Here is an 18295-nt window from a genome sequence, read left to right as displayed (position 1 = left end):
AAATGCTTTTTTCATGGTGATGTGTTGTTTGATTTAATGTTATATATAATATACAATAAATGAGGTCAAACTACCTATTTATTTTATCTCTTTTCAGAGGAAAAAACGGGCTGTTTCAGTATAAATATGAAACAGCCCGCGTTTATTTTAGAAAGTGAGGTAGATTAATAACCTTTGTTTTGTACTAACTTACCATTAGATTTGGTAATCTGTTCGCTCGGATAAGGGAATACAATCATATAATCCTGATATGTATTCTTGCTTAAGTAATCTTCGTACGGAGCGATTGTAAATGGAGATTCCGGATTAGCACGATCTTCATATTTACGAATACGTGGATGTGCATTCAACTCTTTTTGTGCCAAAGCTTTGATTTCTGAGTTGGCAGAACGGTGCCAACGTTTCAGGTCAAACAAGTGATCTGTGAACTCGAATGCTAATTCGCAACGACGTTCGTGATACAGATCTTTCATTGTTGCGGTGCCGGAAAGCGGCTGCAGGTTAGAACGCAGACGTATACGGTTGATATCAGCAGTTGCTTTGTCAGCCTGACCGGTCATTAAATAAGCTTCGGCACGGAACAATAGCATTTCTGCGAAACGGATAATCGGGAAGTTTACGCGTACTGTCGGCCAGTCGCCGTTAGCACTTATTGCGCCTTCACCTACAGGATCTGAATATTTGAACGGATCCATGTATTTGTTGACCATAAAACCAGCTTCAAGATCGGAAGTAGACCAGAATTTACGCGGTTCTCCAAAGTATGGGAATTCCTGATTGTATTCCAATATAGAACGAACTAAACGATCATTGCCTTTTCCGTCTTTTAGCATTTCTTCATAAATGTCGTAAGACGGTTTTATTTGTCCCCAACCGTTGTATTTACCCCAGCCTTTATTTTCTAGAATTACACCGGGAAATTCGGAACCACCCGGTTGTGCACCACCAATACTTGGGATAGTCCAAAGATATTCGGCATTCCAATAATCTGAGAAGTCTGAGGAGAATGGTTCTGCAAAAGATTTTGCCAAGTCACGATTATAGTTCGTTTCTAACAGGTTGACCATTTCAATTACATTTTTCCATTGTGTTTCATCCCAGGTAGCCCAGTAAGCATATGTCTTTGCTTTGAAAGCAACGGCAGCTGCCTGATGTGCACGACCTCTGTTGTCTACATCATATTCTTCAAATTTGGGAAGGTAAGAGATCGCTTTATCCATATCCTCGATAATCATTTTATAATTATCCATGACTGTGGCTTGCTGAGTAGGAATGGAGTTGTCATAACCACCTGCAAAATCTTCATAACGAATGAAGGGTACGCCTTGCTCATTTGTGCCATAACGATAAGCCATCAGAAAATGTGCCCAACCGCGATTAAAATAAGCTTCACCCAAACTGCGTTTTTCAATAGCGGTCAAAGTTGTGCCTTTTTCTTTTTTTACCAATTCCTGAATTACCCAGTTCGCGCGGGATATTGTAGAATACATACGGTTGAAAACATCTCGTAGAGGAGATTCGTCTCCTGTATAGGCAAGAGTTGCTAAAGTGTTGTAACCACGTGTACGTCCCCATACGATATCGCAGGCAGCACCTTGTTCCCAAAATAATTCACGGCCGTAACAACCTTCCTGATGGAATCTTTCATATAATCCGTCAATGGCATCTATTGCCTGCTGGTCATTCAGAAAATAGGAATCTGTAGTTGCATCTCCTTCCGACTGAACATCGAGGAAATCACTACAAGAACTACAAACCAATGCAGACAAAGCTAATACAGTAATATATTTTTTCATCTTATGATACTTTGTTAATTTAAACATGATTTAAAATAGCAGATTAGTAAGTCAATTTTACACCTACAGAGAATACACGTGAAACCGGATATTTTAGAGCATCCCAGCCTCCGCATTCAGGGTCCATACCTGAATAGTTGGTAATCGTGAACAGATTTTCCCCACTAAAGTAAACTGTCATTAGGCTCTTACGATCTTTCAAATGAGAGCATTTGCGGATAACATCGTCCAGATTATAAGATACAGTGAAGTTTTTCAGACGTAGATAAGAGGAATTTTCCAAATACCAGTCAGACGGAGTGCTGAAGTTGCTGTTCGGGTCGTTTTTTGACAAACGAGGAATGTCTGATCCTGTATTAGAGGGGCTCCATGCATTCATGATCTCCTGCGAACGGTTGAAGTTACCTTCCACATCACTTAAAGCCATATATTTACCTACGTATAATGTTTGTGCGCCACCTACGCCTTGGAACATTGCACTGACAGAAAGTTTCTTATAAGTGAATCCTCCGGAGAAAGAGAAGGTTGTTTTAGGTGTTGCGCTTCCGCAATACTGACGGTCTTTGTCGTTGATTACACCATCTCCATTGAAATCGATAAATTTCAAATCTCCTGCTTTAGCATCCGGTTGAATACGTTTTCCGTCTTTGTCTACATAAGCAGCAGCTTCAGCATCACTTTGGAAAATACCGCCGGTCTTGATTAGATAGAAAGAACCTAGAGGTTCGCCTTCGGCTGTCTGATACATATAGGGTAAGTTACGGAAGCTACCGTCAAAGTCGCTGCCATTTTTTGTGATTCCGGTCCAAACACCCGGAGTTCCGTCTTCGTTCTTTACACCAATGTCGGAAACCCAGTTTTTCAAGTATGAAAAGTTTCCGGATACGAAGTATGACCAGTTTTTATTTACTTGCTGATTCCAGTTAATCTGGGCTTCGAAGCCTCGGTTACGAACTTCTCCCTGATTTACCAACATGGCATTGATACCAATAGTTGACGGCCAGTTCATCGTCTGGGATTGGATCAGGTTGAACGTACGTTTATCGAAGTAGTCGAATGCCATACTCAAACGGTTATCGAACATATCAATATCCAGACCTAAGTCCCATTGCTCAGAAGTTTCCCAAGTCAGGTTCGGATTCAATGCTTTGGAATTGTAAACAAAGTTACCCCAAGTCTTATTAGATTCCACACCGTATTGAGCTTGTTCCAGCCATGAAGTCTTAGCCAGAAGTGCCGATTTGTAGTTGTAACCGATAGAACCCAGGTTACCAACACGTCCCCAAGATGCACGGACTTTCAAAAGATTAAGGATGTCATTCTTCGGGAAGAAAGATTCATTGGATATTTTCCATCCTGCTGTTATAGCAGGGAAGTCGCCGTGGTTATTATCTTTAGGCAGACGGCCTGCATAGTCGCGGCGGAAAGAAGCTGTTGCGAAGTAGCGGTCGTCAAACGAATAAGCTAGACGGGCAATTAAAGATACGTTGGCATCCGGTCCTTCCAAAGCATCTACTGCTGAGATAGAGTTGGCATATGACAAATATTGCAAATAAGGAGATTCGTCTGATAAATCTTTGCCATTAATTTCAATACTGCGTTTACCATAATGGTCGGCAGTAGTAGATAATAAAACGCCGACTGTATGCTTGTCGTTGAATGTGTTGTCGTAAGTTAAGGTATTCTCCGTTTTCCAAGCATCCATACGATAAGTCGTTTCGTCCAAGCTGTTTGATAAAGCAGGTTTACCTACTTCGTCACGGATCGGACTGAAATTTTTGTAAAGATTATTTTTTAAATTGTAAGTGAAACGGCTTACGAATTTTAGTCCTGTAACAATGTTCGCTATTTCCAAGCTGGTGGTGCTCCAGATATCACTGGTTCTGTTGTATCTGTTTTCTGCTTTCAATAAACGAACCGGATTGACAGCGTCACCATGGATATCGGCAAAGTTGGAGCCATATTTTTCTATATAAGCAGGATCTTCGGTTGTTGTACCACCGTAAGTTCCATCTAATGGATTGTAAACTGTAGCACTTGCAGGCATATACATGGCAGCCAAAACAACGCCGGTATAAGCGCTTTCTGTATCTTTCGTACGATTTTCATTGTTTTTCCAAACAAGATCTTCGCTGATGGTTACCCATTTATTTAGTTTGAATTTACCATTATAGCGTAGCGAAAGATTTTTGTTGAACGTATTGATCAATACACCTTCGTCATTGTCGTAAGCAAATGAAACACGGTTTGAAGCATTTTCGGAACCAACATTCAGGGCTACGTTGTGGCGCTGGTAAAATGCAGTACGGAAAATTTCGTCCATCCAGTTGGTACGAGTCGTTGCAATCCATGGGTTTTTAACAGGGTCCCATCCTGTAGGCAATGAAAGTCTGGCATTCTTAAAAGATAATGTACGCATTTCCAACTGTTCCTCCGCATTTAACGGTTTAATTACATTGCTTGCTTTACGGATACCGAATGTGGCGTCATAAGTCAAAGACGTTGCACCTTCTTTTGCTTTTTTGGTAGTTACCAGAATTACACCGCCGGCACCGGATTGGGCACCATAAATTGCAGCAGAGGCAGCATCCTTTAATACAACAATGGATTCGATATCATTCATGGAAGCGATAGGGGCTCCGGGAACGCCGTCAACAACCCAAAGTACGTTATCTCCGTTTTGCGAACCTTGTCCACGTATTACGATAGAAGGGGCTGTTGTTGGGTCTCCACCATTAGACTGAACAGTAACACCCGCCAGTTGTCCTTGCAACATGCCTTCCGTGGAGCTAACAGGGCGGATAACCAGGTCTTCCGTATTGCTCAAAACGCCTACAGAAGCAGACAAATCTTGTTTGCGTTGTCCTGCTCCATAGCCCAATACAACAACCTCATCCAGCTTTTGAGTATCTTCTGTTAAAATGATGTTGAATGAATTTTTACCGCTTACCGGAATATTCTGTGTTAAATAACCGATATAGCTAATCTCTAATATGGCGTTTTCAGGAACTTCCAAAGTGAAATCTCCATCAAGCCCGGTAATGACTCCGGTTGTAGTACCTTTTACAACAATGTTAGCACCGATGATGGGTTCGCCAGTTGCATCTTTTATGATACCGGAAACTTTTTTTGTTTTTTGCTGTGTAGAATTTGTTTTTACAGAGGACTTCTCTGATCCGGAATAGAGAGTTACAATACGATCTTCAATTTTGTACTTGACTCCTGTTCCACGGAATGCTTGGTCCAGAATCGCTTCAATGGCTTCGTTTTCTGCTTTTAGAGATACATTGTTAACATGTAAAGACTCTAGAGATGTGTCATAAGAGAAGACAACGTCTGTTTGTTTTTTTAAAGCGTTTACTACGTTCTTTAGAGTGGCGTTGTTGAGTGAAATCTCAACGTTGAACCGTTGCTCAAATGCACTGGATGTTGGAGTTGCCTGGGCACCTGCAACAGCACAGCACAATGAAATCCCTACGCATAACCGTTTCATAGAGATAAAATCATAAAATCTTTTCTTCATACTTTTTGCTGTTTTTTTTAAGATTAACATACATACTTTCTTACAAAATATTCATAGTTGCATTTAAGTAAGCATAGATTTACATCACATAGGCTATCATTATATTAATTAGTTTAGCTTGCATTTATAGAAATTTTTAAACCTTAGTTCATAAAGAACTCCGTTTTTTTTCTTTTGTTTTTAACACTTTGAACTCTTCATCTACTTTCTTAATTGTTAATAGGTGACAATAATTCTTCATGTCCGGCTCTTCCTTTATTCTGAAAGGTCCTTAATTTTAAATATCAAACCCCTTTTAGCGCATAGACTAATTAATGAAATGCACAGTTCTTTATGAACTTTTGCGAATCTATATGTATTTGTTAATATCGCCGCAAATTTCGTTATTTTTTTAATTCTTTCAGCATGAAAGAGGATTAACTAAACATGAATAAAATATTACAAAACTATTTCAGATGGAATGCTTGTGTGTTTTATGGTCACATGGTTTTTCTATCTGATACTTATATATACAATTAGCAGATAGAAACTACCTAGTGAAAACTCTTTTTTTTTGGAATTATATAATATTTATATTTGGCAGATCGGTTAAGGAAGGATTTCCGCTTTTATTTTAGTAATATATGATAGTTGATCCAATGCTTCTTGTGCTCCTTTGGAACGTTTAAAAGAAAAGTTGTATATGCGATTTTCCAGAAACCGTATATCCATTTTTATATTTACATTATATGTTTCTTCAATACAACGAAGAATTTCGGAAATACTGACATTTGTTAATGAAATCAGACCAAATCTCCACGAAGTTAAAGCATTCGCATCTACTTCATTTATTTCTACGGATTTGTTCGCTTTTGAATATCGTGCCTGCTGTCCCGGACGAAGTATTGCTAACTTTTCTCCATGTCTGTTGTCTAACCGGATGGAGCCATTCATTAGAATGGTCTCAAAAGTATTATCCTCTTCGCGGGAAAATACACTGAACGATGTTCCTAAAACTTTAATTTCGTTTTCTCCAGCTTTGACGATAAACGGATGATCCGGATCTTTTGTTACTTCAAAGAACGCTTCACCTGTAAGATGTACCTCTCTGGTTGATCCTTCAAAAGTGGTAGGGCATGTTAAGGTAGAATTGCTTCCTAACCAAACGACGGTTCCATCAGCCAGAAAAAAGGTTTTTATAGAGTTTTCGTTTGAATGGTTCGTGTAGACACGGACCGGACTTGTTTTTTCTGCAGAAGGGCTTTTAATCAGGAAAGGAAGTGAAACTGCTAATAATAAAATTGCAGCGGCAACCCCAGCACAGTATTTTAAAATAGTAAAAAGCTTTTTTTCTTTGGTCGAGGATGCAATTTTATTAATACGTTGGTTTAATAGTTTTAAAGAATAATCTATGTTATATTCTGTTTTGTTTAATACATGCTTTGAATTCCAAACTGCTTTTATATCAAAAAATGCAGCTTGGTTTTCTGGTGAAGTTTTTATCCATTCCAGGATTGCTTTTTGTTCGTTATCCGTAGCTAAACCAGATAAATACCTATATATAGTTGTTTCGTCCATTCCGATTCTAAATCCAATTCTAAATCCAATTCATAATAAATACAATTGTCATAATAAAAACACCTATTAGAAAATTATTTTTTTATTTTTTTGATACAATATAAAGTAGCAGTAGAAGGATTGGACTTATTTTATATTGTATAAGCTTTTCCCGTAACTGCTTGAGTGCCGAATATATATGGTTTTCAACCGTGCTTAAGGAAATGCCGAGCATCTGACTGATTTCTTTACTAGGCATATCTTGTAGATAACTTAAAGAAAATACTTCCTTACATCTGCTAGGTAAACTTTCTATTGCAGTATGTATATCCGAATGTAGTTCTTTATTATATAATTTCCGGATCACATCATTAGCGTCCGGATCATAATAGCTATATCCTATCATTTCGATTTCTTTTTCATGGATAGAGCAATAATTATCGGAGCGGCTTTTCTTCTTTAATATATTTAATGCGGAATTGTAGACAGAACGTAGTAAATAACCACGGATGGACTGTGTATTATCAAGTCCGTCTTTATGTAACCAAATGTTGATGAATACATCCTGTACTAAATCTTCGGCTTCGTCTTCACCTACTAATAGAATTGCGTAAGAACGTAAAGAAACATAATGCAACTTGTATAGTTCATTAAAAGCTTGTTGGTCGCTATTTTTGATTCTTTCAACTAATGATAATACATCCGTCATCTTCGTTCGTACAATTCATTATTTTGCAAATATATTATTTTTGGGTGGACAAACCAATATTTTGCATTTAATGAATGGCTTAACGTTTACGTGCCGCGGCTTCTTTCGCTTTTAAAGCTTCTCTACGTGCTTTTTCTTTCGCTTTTAATTTCTCCTTATATTCACGTTCTTTTTCTTTGCGTTCTTTCTCTTTCTGTTTCAGACGCTCTTTGTATGCGCGTTCTTTTTCTTTACGCAATTCTTCACGTGCTTTCAGTTTCGCTTTTTTGTCCGCTTCGGCTTGTTTCGCCTTTTCTTTCCGGTCACGTTCCAACTGTTTTTCTTGCTCGGCTTTTGCTTTCAGTAAAGCTTCTTCTTCGGCCTTTTGTTTTTTCAGAAGTTCTTCACGTTCCTTTTCTTTTTGGGCCTGAAGTTCTTTCTGAGCCTTTTGCTCTTCTTCAAAAGCTTTGCGTGCTTCTTCTTTCCGCTGTTCTTCTTCGGCAGCCTCGCGCTTACGTATTTCTTCTATATCTTTTAATGTCAATCCATGATCTTCGGCAGGTGCTTGTATAATGGAAACAGAGTCTTTTTGCTCTTTGTTATCCGGAACAGTAACTTCTGTCACAGGTATAACCGTGTCTTTTACTTCCGTTACAGGCTGTTGCAACACTGGTTGTTTTTCTGTTTGTATGTTTTGCTTTGCTGTATCGGCCGGCAGTATTGTTTCTACAGGTTGTTCGTTTGTTATAGGTTCTTCTTTTTCTTCCTCAGGCTTGCTTTGTTCTTCTTCGGCAGCCTCGATGCGGGCTTTCCAGCGGGCTACTAATTCCGGAGCTTTATCTCCAAAGTTTTCTTCAAAGAAAGAGACATATTCGTCCAGTGTTTTACCACGCATTAATGTCTCGTAATTGTCGTCCGAGATAGGCAATATGGCTACTTCCTTATTCAGGGCGTTGCCATAACCGTCTTTGCCGTATATCATTTTATAATATTGAAGAATTTCATCGAAATTGATGAAGCCGCGAATCATTAACATGCTGATAGGGCCAGTTTCTTCTATATTCAAGTCAAATTCTTTTACCATGAAGTTGGCAAAGTTGTAGGCTGCAACGGCAAATAATAATTGATTCTTATCCAATGATCCTGTAGGATACACTAACAGCATCCGGTATGGAGTCATCGTTTCGTTAGTGAAAGTACGTGCGGAATCTGCTGCAGATAATGTTCCGTCGTCGCCAACGCCGAAACGTAAGTTCCACGTCATACCTTTTATTCCGCCTTGAACCATAGTACGGCCACGCAATACGCCTTTCAGCATTTCTCCTGCCAGCTCCGTAACGTCTGCATCCGGGTATTTCTCTACTAAAGCCCTTAACGCATGTTTAAATCCTTCCGCATCACCGGCCTGTACGTATGATAAAGCGTCTAAGAACATGAATTTAGGCATCAGGTTTGCCAAAGGATATTTCTGAGACATTTTCTCATAATTTTTACGCACGGCTATAGTGTCTTCGGCCAGATACCTGTTGTATGTGTACTGATAAATAGAATCTTGTATCGTATCCATCATGCGAATGTTGTATTCGTAGTTAGGATCGGCAATAGCTATGGCATAGTCGCTTTTCGGGAACTTTGCAATCAATTTCGATTTATATTCTGCTGCTAAAGTACTGTTGTTTGCCCGGAGAGCCATCAGGTAAATTTGATAAAAACTTTCCAGGCTATGGCCGTTTTGGGGGAAACGGCGTTCTAATTCTTCAAAGGCTTTTACCGATAGAGGTATATTTTCCAATTTATCTTTATAGATCATAGCCATATTGTATAAGCCGTCTGCAATAATCAGATTAGAAGCATCTACGTCTTCTTGTGTAAACGGGAGCTGTTGAAGATAAAATTCCCGCGTTTTCGGGTCGTCCGATGCAACAACCGGTTCCCCGGCTTCTTCCGGATTAAACGGCGTACCGTCAGGCCCTGTCAATTGGGTAGAATCGTTTGGATTGGTTGCATTTTCTTCATTCATGTTTTCATTGAAAGTGGAAAGAGCCTTTTTTCGTCTTCTCCAGTCATCTTCCAATGTTCTTCGTCCCCATTTCCTCTGGAATTGGGTCTTTCCTTGGGCAACCGTTTGAGGATTATAGAAATAAAATGCCGAACCACCTGCTGTTGTCGGTAAAACAATCCCTCCGGTTTCTGTTCCCGGCCGGTCTATGCCTGTGCCTTTTGATTGTTGTTCTGCCAGATAAGCTTCTTTTTCTGCAAGCGCTTTTGCCTCCTCTTCCTCTTTTTTGACCTTTTCTATTATTTTATCGATAACAGCGAAACGTTCTGTCTCCGGCATTTTGGCTAGTGTTTGCAGACTGTCCTGTAAATGTACGGCTTCTATATGTACAACCAGTTCGTCTAATACTGCCGATAGTTTGGCTACACGCGGATAATCTTTGTATTCTTTCTGTATACCGGCCATAGCACCGCTAAAACAAGGCTGGGCTTTAACGTAGTCGTGTTGTTTGAAGTAGATATCGCCCAGTTTTATCTGGCAAATAGCCTTGTCAATACCGTTCAGGGTACTTTTGTCAATACCTTGTTGATAATTGATGATAGCGTTAGTTGTGTCTTCACGGCTCAGATATACATTGCCAAGTGCATAATAAATCTGATCCAGATAGTCTTTGTTTTTCTGGCTTTTTGCCATACGTTGCAGCATCTTTATCACCTTCAGGTAATTGCTGCCTGTAAAAACTTCTGTCTGCCGGATACGTGCTGCAAACTCCAATTCATACGGAGGATTGGCCTTAATTACACTGCCGAAGGCATTGTAGGCAAGGCCATCCAGGGACTGGTTGGCATATAATTGTCCCAGCAGATATTTCATACGTGTCTTTTGCCGGCGGTTCTTTTCGGCTTTTATTGCTGTTTTAAGGTAAGGAATGGCATCTTCATACTGATTATTCTTGATGAGATAGTCTGCATAAACAGCAGCGTATCTGTTTAGTTCTTTCTTGGGAATACCGTTTGCATTCAGTTTTCCCAAAATATCTTCCGATTCGTAAAACCAACCCATTTCCGAATAGCAACGTGCCTGCCATAGGCGTGCTTCGGCAACAACCTCTTCGTCCTGAGCGTAATGACGGACAATGTATGAGAAAGTGGCGGACGCCTGCAAAAAGTCTGCATTATAGAATTGGGCTTGTCCCATCATCAGCCAACATTTCTTGAGGAACGGATTATATTCTTCTTGCTCTTGCCATGCCCTTTGTTTAGGGTTGTTTCTCCATCCCGGTTTCTTGGGCGGTTTGGCTTTGATAGAATGAAGCTTTATGCCCTTGTTACTCTTTTCGATAGCCCGGTCGAAAGGGCCTCCTGTTGTTTGTTTATCTTTGGGTTGGGCGCTGATAGGGTACATAAGAATCATCTCCGAATAATTCTCCTTGTAACCATCTTGCAGGGCTTTTAAGGCTTCGTCGAAGGAGGTTCTGCCGTTAAAGTAGATGTTGTATCTTGTGTTGAGGGAATGGTAAAAACGGTTTGCTCTGGTATTCTTTTTTGTACTGCAAGACCAGAGTATGGATATAAACAACGGTATTATTATATAGTAGAAACCTTTCTTCACGTATCAGCCTGCGCTTCTTATTCTATTATTAAACTCTGTTATTCTTTATTTATTGTCTGTGCAGGAAGAATAAAATGCCTTTTGTAATTAAAAACAATACAACCAATACTAGGATAATGAATGCGCCCGACGGAACATTCAGGAAATAAGATAATATCAGGCCTGCTACACATCCCGTAAAGCCTACCAGAATACTTCCCCAAATTATCTTTTTAAAATCCGAAGTTATCAGATTTACTGTTATCTGAGGCAAAGTAAGCAGGCTCATTAATAACATGATTCCAACCAGACGGATGGAGAGGACAATCGTTACGGCGATAAAAAACATCATGGTATATTCTATTGCTTTTACCGGCAGACGCTGCGTTATGGCAAAGTCGTTGTCAAATGCCACATACATGATCTCATGGAAAAATAGCAGGAACACAATCACCAGCATAACTGCCAGGATAGTTATTAAAAAAATGTCGGTCATCGAAATCGTCAGTATGTTTCCAAAAAGATAGGCCGACAGGTTGGGAGCATATCCCGGTGTAAGGAAAATGAAGATAACCCCTAATGCCATTCCTAAAGACCATACGCCGGCAATGGCCGAATCTTCGCGTACGTTTTGTGTTTTGCTCACCCATTCTACACCAAATGCTGAAAGTATGGAAAATACCATTGCCATAAGGATCGGATTCATACCCAGGTAAAAACCTAGTCCGAGTCCTCCGAATGAGGCATGCGTGATACCTCCGCTTATAAATACCAGACGGCGTGATACGATATAAGTGCCTACAATGCCGCAAACTATAGCTGTCAGTAAACTGCCTGTAAGAGCGTTTTGAAAAAAGGTGTATTGAAATAATTCCATTGTCAGTCCTCCGGTTAGTGGGTTCTTCTTTCTCCCACAATTAAGAATGCTTCGTCTTTCAAAGCATCCGGCAGTTGGACGCCTCTCAATTGCAAGCTCCGTAGCCAGCCTGCCACTTCAATCTCCTGCAGGGTGTATAGTATTTCCCGGAATTCATTAACTGCTTCATCACTGTATTCATCCGGTTCTGTTCCGATATATTGATCCAATTCTTCGTCGTCGTAATAATCTATTTTTTTGCTTACCGCCGCCAACAGACTGTCGCGTTCGCATGTTTCATGTTGCCCGCAACATACTTCTGGTATTTCCTGGGATTCCGGTATTTCGGTAATTTCACCCCGTTCGAGCATTCTTTGTAGTTTCTTATTCCTGAAATAGCTGGCAATGGCCGCTATGGTTCCAAGAAATACTACGCTGATGAATATAATTAAGTACCACATGTTTCGTTCAATCTTAATCTTCGGTAATTCTAAATCCTGCCTGTTCCAAATCTTTCCAGTACAAAGGATAACTCTTGCTTACTACCTCCGGATTAGCTATACAAACAGGTCGAAGCAGCGCTACCGGTGCAAAAGCCATCGCCATACGGTGATCTTCGTATGTTGCTATGATCGGGTTACTTTCGGGTTCGCATCTTTCTCCGTTCCACTCAAGTATACTGTTATTGCTGTCCGTAAGTATATAGCCTAGTTTTTTTAATTCCACCTTCAGGGCTTCTATCCGGTCTGTCTCTTTTATTTTCAGAGATTGCAATCCGGTGAAACGGAAAGGTATATTAAGGAACACACAGGTTACTACAAAAGTTTGTGCCAGATCGGGTTCATTTATGAAATCATGTACCAGTTTCTTACAAACGTTTCCGTTGTGGCGTAAAAGAATGCCTTTGTTCGTAAAAGTAGTTCCTACTCCCAGTTGTGCAAACAGTTTGGCTACGGCTGAGTCGCCTTGCAGGCTGTTTTTGAATAATCTCAGCAGTTCTATTTCCGCATTCGGACAGAGTGCCATGATCTCGTACCAGTATGAAGCAGCGCTCCAATCGGATTCGACAGTAAAGTGTACCGGTTTGTATTCTTGCGGAAGTACTTTTATTGTCTGCCCGTTCCAATCGGCTTTTACACCGAATTGCTCCATTAATTTAAGGGTAAGGTTTATATAGGGACGCGAAATGATATTACCTTCCAGATGCAATACCAAACCGTTTTCCATCAAAGGTGCTATCATCAGCAAGGCCGATATATATTGCGAACTTACTCCGCCGGCTAATGAGATTTCGCCGCCTTGCAGTGCACTCCCGAATATCCGCAAGGGTGGGTATCCCTCTTTTTCCATATATTCTATCCTTGCCCCTAAAGAATTTAGTGCGTCCACCAGTATTTTAATGGGGCGGTTTTTCATCCGTTCCGTCCCGGTGATTGTCCACTCGCCAACAACCTTTGAGAGAAAAGCCGTGAGGAAGCGCATAGCTGTTCCGGCAGCTTTGATGTCAAAGTTGCTCTCATTGGAGTTAAGCGCCTTTATCATCACTTCCGTATCATCGCAGTCGGAAAGATTTTGTATATCGTATGGACTATAGCTTAAAGCATTCAGAATCAAAGCTCTGTTGCTGATGCTTTTAGAAGCGGGAAGCTGTATGGAGGATTGAAGTCTGGCCTCCGGTGCTTTAATCTGGTAATTCATCTTATTTCCTCATTAATCAAGATACAAAAATACGGAATTAAATTGATATATGATTTGCCGGCCGGATAGTATTTCGCTTATTCGTTGTTATACAACTACTTCTGATGTCTGTCAGTGAACTCGGCTTTCTCTGGTATGAAAGAAGGTATAATTTAGTAAAAAGTACAAGTGGATTTATACTTTTGTCACTGCTGAAAATTAATTTCTATCTAGCTAATAATTGATTTTTACCTTAGGCAAAATTAATTTTGACCCAGGTCAAAAGAATAAAAGTATAGTGTCTTTGATATAAAAAGTCATGAGGGGAAATTTAGCCAATACCATAGTAAGGAATACAGTAAATTAGTTTTTAAACTGACTGTTGTTGTTTTTGATTTGATATTTTGCTGTTTCCGATATGGGTAAGTAGATGAGATACTCTTTTTTCATAGCAATAATGAAATAGTCCATGTTTAAATCTACGCCGGAAATGTCTGTATATTTCCGGATAATTCCTTTAACGGCGAAGATTTCATCATCACAATAGAAGTTCAGATCCGGATAAAATGTACTGAAACAGGAATCGTACGACAATATTAATTGTTTATAATCTTCAACTCTGCAAACGTTCATAGTAATTTACTCCTTTTATCATATAACATCGGGTATAACAAAGAGTTTTGATAAACTTTTCTTTTAAAGCTTCCTGTTAATATTTACATTTTATGTAAGTTTGTCCCTTGGTTGTAACGATAATGTAATAGATGAATGGTTGTTGTTAAAGATTTTGAAATACTGAAGGGACAGGCTTTGGTTGCCACAATCGGTTTTTTTGACGGGGTTCACCGTGGACATCGTTTCCTGATAGAAGAAATGAAACAGGTGGCACGGTTAAAAGGCTTGCCTTCTGCCGTAATTACTTTTGCCGATCATCCGAGAGCTGTGCTTCATTCAGATTACCAGCCGAAGCTTCTGAATTCTTTTGAAGAAAAACTGGAGCAGTTGGAGACTACCGGAGTTGATTATTGCATTGTGTTAGACTTTACAGTTGAACTTTCGCGCCTGTCGGCTTCCGAATTTATCCACAAAGTACTTGCCCGCCGATTGCATGTCAATACATTGTTGATAGGTTACGATCATCGTTTCGGACACGATCGTACGGATGGATTCGGACAATATGTTATTTATGGTAAGGAATGCGGTATAGAAGTTATTCAGGCTACGGTTTACGATGCCGGCCGTACGGCGGTTAGTTCGTCGGAAATACGGCATTTGATAGAACAGGGCAATGTAGAAGATGCAGCTTATTTGCTCACTTATCCCTATCAGATAAAAGGGCATATTGTGAGTGGCTATAAGGTAGGCCGTACTTTAGGGTTTCCCACAGCCAATATAGAGTCGGACGAACCGTTTAAGGTACTGCCTGGCATTGGCGTATATGCTGTTTATGTTTATCTGAAAGGTTTCCGTTATGAAGGTATGCTGTATATCGGTAGCCGTCCTACTTTGAATAATGGGACGAACATAACTCTTGAAGTAAACATTTTCGACTTCTCAGGCGATATATATAACGATGAGATAATTGTTTCTTTTATCCGGTTTGTACGCGGTGATGAGAAATTCGAATCTTTGGAAGCCTTAAAGGAACAATTGGAGGTAGACCGGGTAACGGTAAAGCAGTTATTAATGGATGAAAATGAGTAGCGGCATGTTTTACGATGCAATAGATACGTTAAAAGGAATGATTTCCCGCCCGTCTTTCAGCCGGGAAGAAACAGAGGTTGCCGACTTTCTGCAACAGAAATGGGCAAAAGATGGCGATAAAGTCTGCCGTAAGGGTAATAATTTATGGATCATCGGTAATAATTTCGATCCGGGTAAACCTACTGTATTGTTGAATTCCCATATAGATACGGTAAAGCCGGCTTCGGGCTGGACAAAAGATCCGTTCGCTCCTGAGGTGGACGACGAAGATAAACTGTATGGTTTAGGCAGCAACGATGCCGGGGCAAGTGTGGTGTCTTTGTATGCCGCCTTCCGTACGTTGTGCTGTAAAGAGCAACCGTATAATCTGATCTTTCTTGCATCTTGTGAAGAAGAAGTTTCCGGGAAAAACGGATTGGAAAGCGTATTGGCAGAACTTCCTCCCGTAGCTTTTGCTATTGTTGGCGAACCTACAGGTATGCAACCGGCGGTAGCCGAAAAGGGGTTGATGGTACTGGACTGTGTTAGTACAGGTAAGGCGGGGCATGCGGCACGTAATGAAGGCATTAATGCCATTACGCTTGCCATGAAAGATATTGGATGGTTCAATACATATCAGTTTCCCGAAAAGAGCGATTTCCTGGGTCCGGTAAAGATGAGCGTGACTATCATTCATGCCGGTACGCAACATAATGTAGTGCCCGACCGTTGTGAGTTTACGGTAGATGTACGGACAAACGAGTTCTATCCGAATGAAAAAGCTTTTGAGTTAATAAAAGAGCAAGTGTCGTGCACGGTAAACGCCCGTAGTTTCCGTTTGAACTCTACACGTACGCCTTTAGATCATCCGTTTGTACAAAGGGCGGTTATGATGGGAAAAGAACCGTTTGGCTCTCCCACACTGAGCGACCAGGCGTTGATGCCATTTCTTTCCGTTAAAATAGGACCGGGTAATTCTGCCCGTTCGCATGCCGCAAACGAGTATATTGAATTGATGGAGATACGGGAAGCAATAGATACTTACGTCCGACTTTTGGATGGTCTGGCTTTATAGGTTACATAAGTCTGGCTGTTGTATAATCCCATTCATGCGGGCCCGACTGGGGTTTATATACCAGCGATTCCGCAGTTTGTGAAACAACGGTGTCAGATGGAACATCTTCTCTTATTGTACAACCGGCCCCTATAACCACATTGTCGCCAATCGTAACACCTGCCAGGATTGAGCAGTTGGCACCTATCCATACGTTGTTGCCAATGGTAATCCCTTTCTTATATCCGATCTTCCGGAAATCACGCTTGTGATGGTTTACGGTAGAGATAACCGTGTTAGGTGCAATTTCTACATTGTTCCCGATCTTAAGTCCACCGTGCGCATTAATATATACACCTTTGCAATCTCCCGGATCGCAGCAGATTCCTTTTTCTATTTTTTGCCATTCAATGATCTGGCTGGTGAAATGCACAGGCCAGGGAACACTTCTGTTGATACCTACTATTTTCTGCATCAGGAAGAAGTGTATGAAGATGTGGGCATAAGACGTATAACCTTCCTGGCGTTCGAAACGCGGATATGCCCAATGGATAAGAATACGCAGAACCGGTTCGGAAATATTTTTGAGAAGTTGTTTCATAATCTGTATTTTTTTATCTGCTTTTTCATGTATATGTCAATCAGGATATAATGCAATGTACCGATGACGGAAGTCGCCAATAATACATACTTAAATTCCAGACCTGCTCCTATTGCGAATATAGCTATCTGGCATATCACAAGAGAAACATTAAAGAACAAAAGCAGTTTTTGATGCCGCAATATATCTGCTATTGAGCTTATGGGTGAATAAAGCGCATTAAACAGAACAAAGATAGCAAAATAACGGATCATCTCTCCGGATTCTATCCACTTGGCTCCAAATAGGAATGAAAACAGTTGAGGTCCGAACAGGAAGAAGAATACCAATAGGGGAAGTACGAAACATAATATCATCTTTTGAATACGAATTGTAAATGAGTATAATTCGTGCGGACGCCTCTGGTACATTTCGCTGGCCTCTTTTTTGTATACTTTGCCAATGGCGAGGGATAGCAGGTTTATTGGCAGCCGTATGATAGAATTGGCAAAAAAGTATAGTCCGGCTACTTCAAGCGGATAGAAAAATGTAATTAATAACGGAAGTCCCAGTAAAGCAAATGCATTGAATAAATTTCCGATGCTGGCATAAATGGCAAAGTCCCGGTATTCCCAGGCATATAGCTTTATCTTGATCCATGAAAGGGAGCGGAATAGACCTTGCTTATTTTCGTCTGCGAGATAAAGGTAAATAAAATAGGCAACGGCAAAGATATACCCGGTGAATGTTCCCCAGATCAATCCTGCAGATATGCCTACATAACCAAACAGAAGCTTTAGTATCGGTATGGATAGTCCTTGGGTGAGTTGTCCGGTTACCATCTTTTTATAAGCTCCCTGCCGGTTGTACCAACTCGTGAAGCCGTTTATCCACCCCATGATAAGGATTACAGGCGGTGCCATCCATAAAATGCTATAGTCCGAGACATTCAATATCCCTGAGAAATAGGGCTTGAATACATATAATATCAGGCAACTGAATATGCTTATCAGTATGGATGAAAGCAGAGAGAGGGAGAGCATTGTACGTGCTTCTCCCTGTTTGCGCGAGATGACAACAACATAATCGTAGTTGAGTGTGGCAATCACTCCTCCTATACCAATGACAGACATAAATACGGATAGTTCTCCGAATTCCGTTTTGGAATAAATACGTGCTAAAAATAATTGGATGATAACGGGAATGAGTTGAGCCAGACCTGTACCGGAGAACAAGAGTAATATATTACGGAAGACGGGGTTTTCCGTCCATCGTTGGATATTTTTCGGGAGCGGATTCATAAGCCGGGCTGT

Annotated in this window: 13 protein-coding genes; 2 read left to right on the top strand and 11 right to left on the bottom strand. The window is 40.5% G+C overall.

What is annotated here, in order from left to right:
* Positions 1-164: 164 nt before the first annotated feature.
* From CTY47_RS06450 to CTY47_RS06410, 9 genes are all read right to left on the bottom strand, one after another.
* Positions 165-1796, bottom strand: coding sequence for a RagB/SusD family nutrient uptake outer membrane protein (locus CTY47_RS06450; RefSeq protein ID WP_099464105.1), 1632 nt, complete (start codon positions 1794-1796; stop codon positions 165-167).
* Positions 1797-1839: 43 nt separating this feature from the next.
* Positions 1840-5319, bottom strand: a complete 3480-nt coding sequence (locus CTY47_RS06445) for a TonB-dependent receptor (RefSeq protein WP_233202098.1) — start codon at positions 5317-5319, stop codon at positions 1840-1842.
* Positions 5320-5907: 588 nt separating this feature from the next.
* The gene (locus CTY47_RS06440) at positions 5908-6876 is read right to left on the bottom strand and encodes a FecR family protein (RefSeq protein ID WP_099463942.1); all 969 of its coding nucleotides are present in this window, start codon (positions 6874-6876) and stop codon (positions 5908-5910) included.
* Between the two features lie 82 nt (positions 6877-6958).
* A complete protein-coding gene (locus tag CTY47_RS06435; protein WP_099463941.1) occupies positions 6959-7564 on the bottom strand; it encodes an RNA polymerase sigma factor in 606 nt (201 codons plus the stop codon).
* 79 nt (positions 7565-7643) lie between these two features.
* Positions 7644-11153, bottom strand: coding sequence for a type IX secretion system periplasmic lipoprotein PorW/SprE (gene porW, locus CTY47_RS06430; protein ID WP_099463940.1), 3510 nt, complete (start codon positions 11151-11153; stop codon positions 7644-7646).
* A gap of 49 nt (positions 11154-11202) precedes the next feature.
* Entirely contained in the window at positions 11203-12009 is an 807-nt protein-coding gene (locus tag CTY47_RS06425; RefSeq protein WP_099463939.1) for a metal ABC transporter permease, read from the bottom strand.
* 14 nt (positions 12010-12023) lie between these two features.
* Positions 12024-12449 (bottom strand): phospholipase, encoded by a 426-nt coding sequence (locus CTY47_RS06420; protein ID WP_099463938.1) that lies wholly within the window; start codon positions 12447-12449, stop codon positions 12024-12026.
* Positions 12450-12462: 13 nt separating this feature from the next.
* Positions 12463-13686, bottom strand: a complete 1224-nt coding sequence (locus CTY47_RS06415) for a 3-phosphoshikimate 1-carboxyvinyltransferase (RefSeq protein ID WP_099463937.1) — start codon at positions 13684-13686, stop codon at positions 12463-12465.
* A gap of 342 nt (positions 13687-14028) precedes the next feature.
* A complete protein-coding gene (locus CTY47_RS06410; protein WP_099463936.1) occupies positions 14029-14298 on the bottom strand; it encodes a hypothetical protein in 270 nt (89 codons plus the stop codon).
* Between the two features lie 135 nt (positions 14299-14433).
* Here CTY47_RS06410 and ribF point away from each other — a divergent pair, with 135 nt between their 5' ends.
* On the top strand, positions 14434-15369 hold the full coding sequence (gene ribF, locus CTY47_RS06405) for a riboflavin biosynthesis protein RibF (RefSeq protein WP_099463935.1): 936 nt from the start codon (positions 14434-14436) through the stop codon (positions 15367-15369).
* A gap of 4 nt (positions 15370-15373) precedes the next feature.
* A complete protein-coding gene (locus CTY47_RS06400) occupies positions 15374-16423 on the top strand; it encodes a M20 family metallo-hydrolase (RefSeq protein WP_099464103.1) in 1050 nt (349 codons plus the stop codon).
* 1 nt (position 16424) lies between these two features.
* On the opposite strand, the gene CTY47_RS06395 is transcribed toward CTY47_RS06400, so the two are convergent.
* Together CTY47_RS06395 and CTY47_RS06390 are read right to left on the bottom strand one after the other, a co-directional pair.
* On the bottom strand, positions 16425-17003 hold the full coding sequence (locus tag CTY47_RS06395; protein ID WP_099463934.1) for an acyltransferase: 579 nt from the start codon (positions 17001-17003) through the stop codon (positions 16425-16427).
* Entirely contained in the window at positions 17000-18283 is a 1284-nt protein-coding gene (locus tag CTY47_RS06390) for a lipopolysaccharide biosynthesis protein (protein WP_099463933.1), read from the bottom strand. Before CTY47_RS06390 ends, CTY47_RS06395 begins: the two co-directional genes overlap by 4 nt.
* Positions 18284-18295: the final 12 nt, after the last annotated feature.

Source organism: Parabacteroides provencensis, from assembly GCF_900232875.1.
GTDB classification, from domain to species: Bacteria; Bacteroidota; Bacteroidia; order Bacteroidales; family Tannerellaceae; genus Parabacteroides; species Parabacteroides chinchillae.
This window is presented reverse-complemented; position numbering and strand designations above follow the sequence as displayed.

Excerpts from the sequence above, each read along its gene's own strand:
- CTY47_RS06410 (WP_099463936.1), bottom strand. The coding sequence starts at position 14,298 with ATGAACGTTTGCAGAGTTGAAGATTATAAACAATTAATATTGTCGTAC.
- CTY47_RS06445 (WP_233202098.1), bottom strand. The coding sequence starts at position 5,319 with ATGAAGAAAAGATTTTATGATTTTATCTCTATGAAACGGTTATGCGTA.
- CTY47_RS06425 (WP_099463939.1), bottom strand. The coding sequence starts at position 12,009 with ATGGAATTATTTCAATACACCTTTTTTCAAAACGCTCTTACAGGCAGT.
- CTY47_RS06450 (WP_099464105.1), bottom strand. The coding sequence starts at position 1,796 with ATGAAAAAATATATTACTGTATTAGCTTTGTCTGCATTGGTTTGTAGT.
- CTY47_RS06390 (WP_099463933.1), bottom strand. The coding sequence starts at position 18,283 with ATGAATCCGCTCCCGAAAAATATCCAACGATGGACGGAAAACCCCGTC.
- CTY47_RS06415 (WP_099463937.1), bottom strand. The coding sequence starts at position 13,686 with ATGAATTACCAGATTAAAGCACCGGAGGCCAGACTTCAATCCTCCATA.
- CTY47_RS06400 (WP_099464103.1), top strand. The coding sequence starts at position 15,374 with ATGTTTTACGATGCAATAGATACGTTAAAAGGAATGATTTCCCGCCCG.
- CTY47_RS06440 (WP_099463942.1), bottom strand. The coding sequence starts at position 6,876 with ATGGACGAAACAACTATATATAGGTATTTATCTGGTTTAGCTACGGAT.
- CTY47_RS06435 (WP_099463941.1), bottom strand. The coding sequence starts at position 7,564 with ATGACGGATGTATTATCATTAGTTGAAAGAATCAAAAATAGCGACCAA.
- CTY47_RS06395 (WP_099463934.1), bottom strand. The coding sequence starts at position 17,003 with ATGAAACAACTTCTCAAAAATATTTCCGAACCGGTTCTGCGTATTCTT.
- CTY47_RS06420 (WP_099463938.1), bottom strand. The coding sequence starts at position 12,449 with ATGTGGTACTTAATTATATTCATCAGCGTAGTATTTCTTGGAACCATA.
- ribF (WP_099463935.1), top strand. The coding sequence starts at position 14,434 with ATGGTTGTTGTTAAAGATTTTGAAATACTGAAGGGACAGGCTTTGGTT.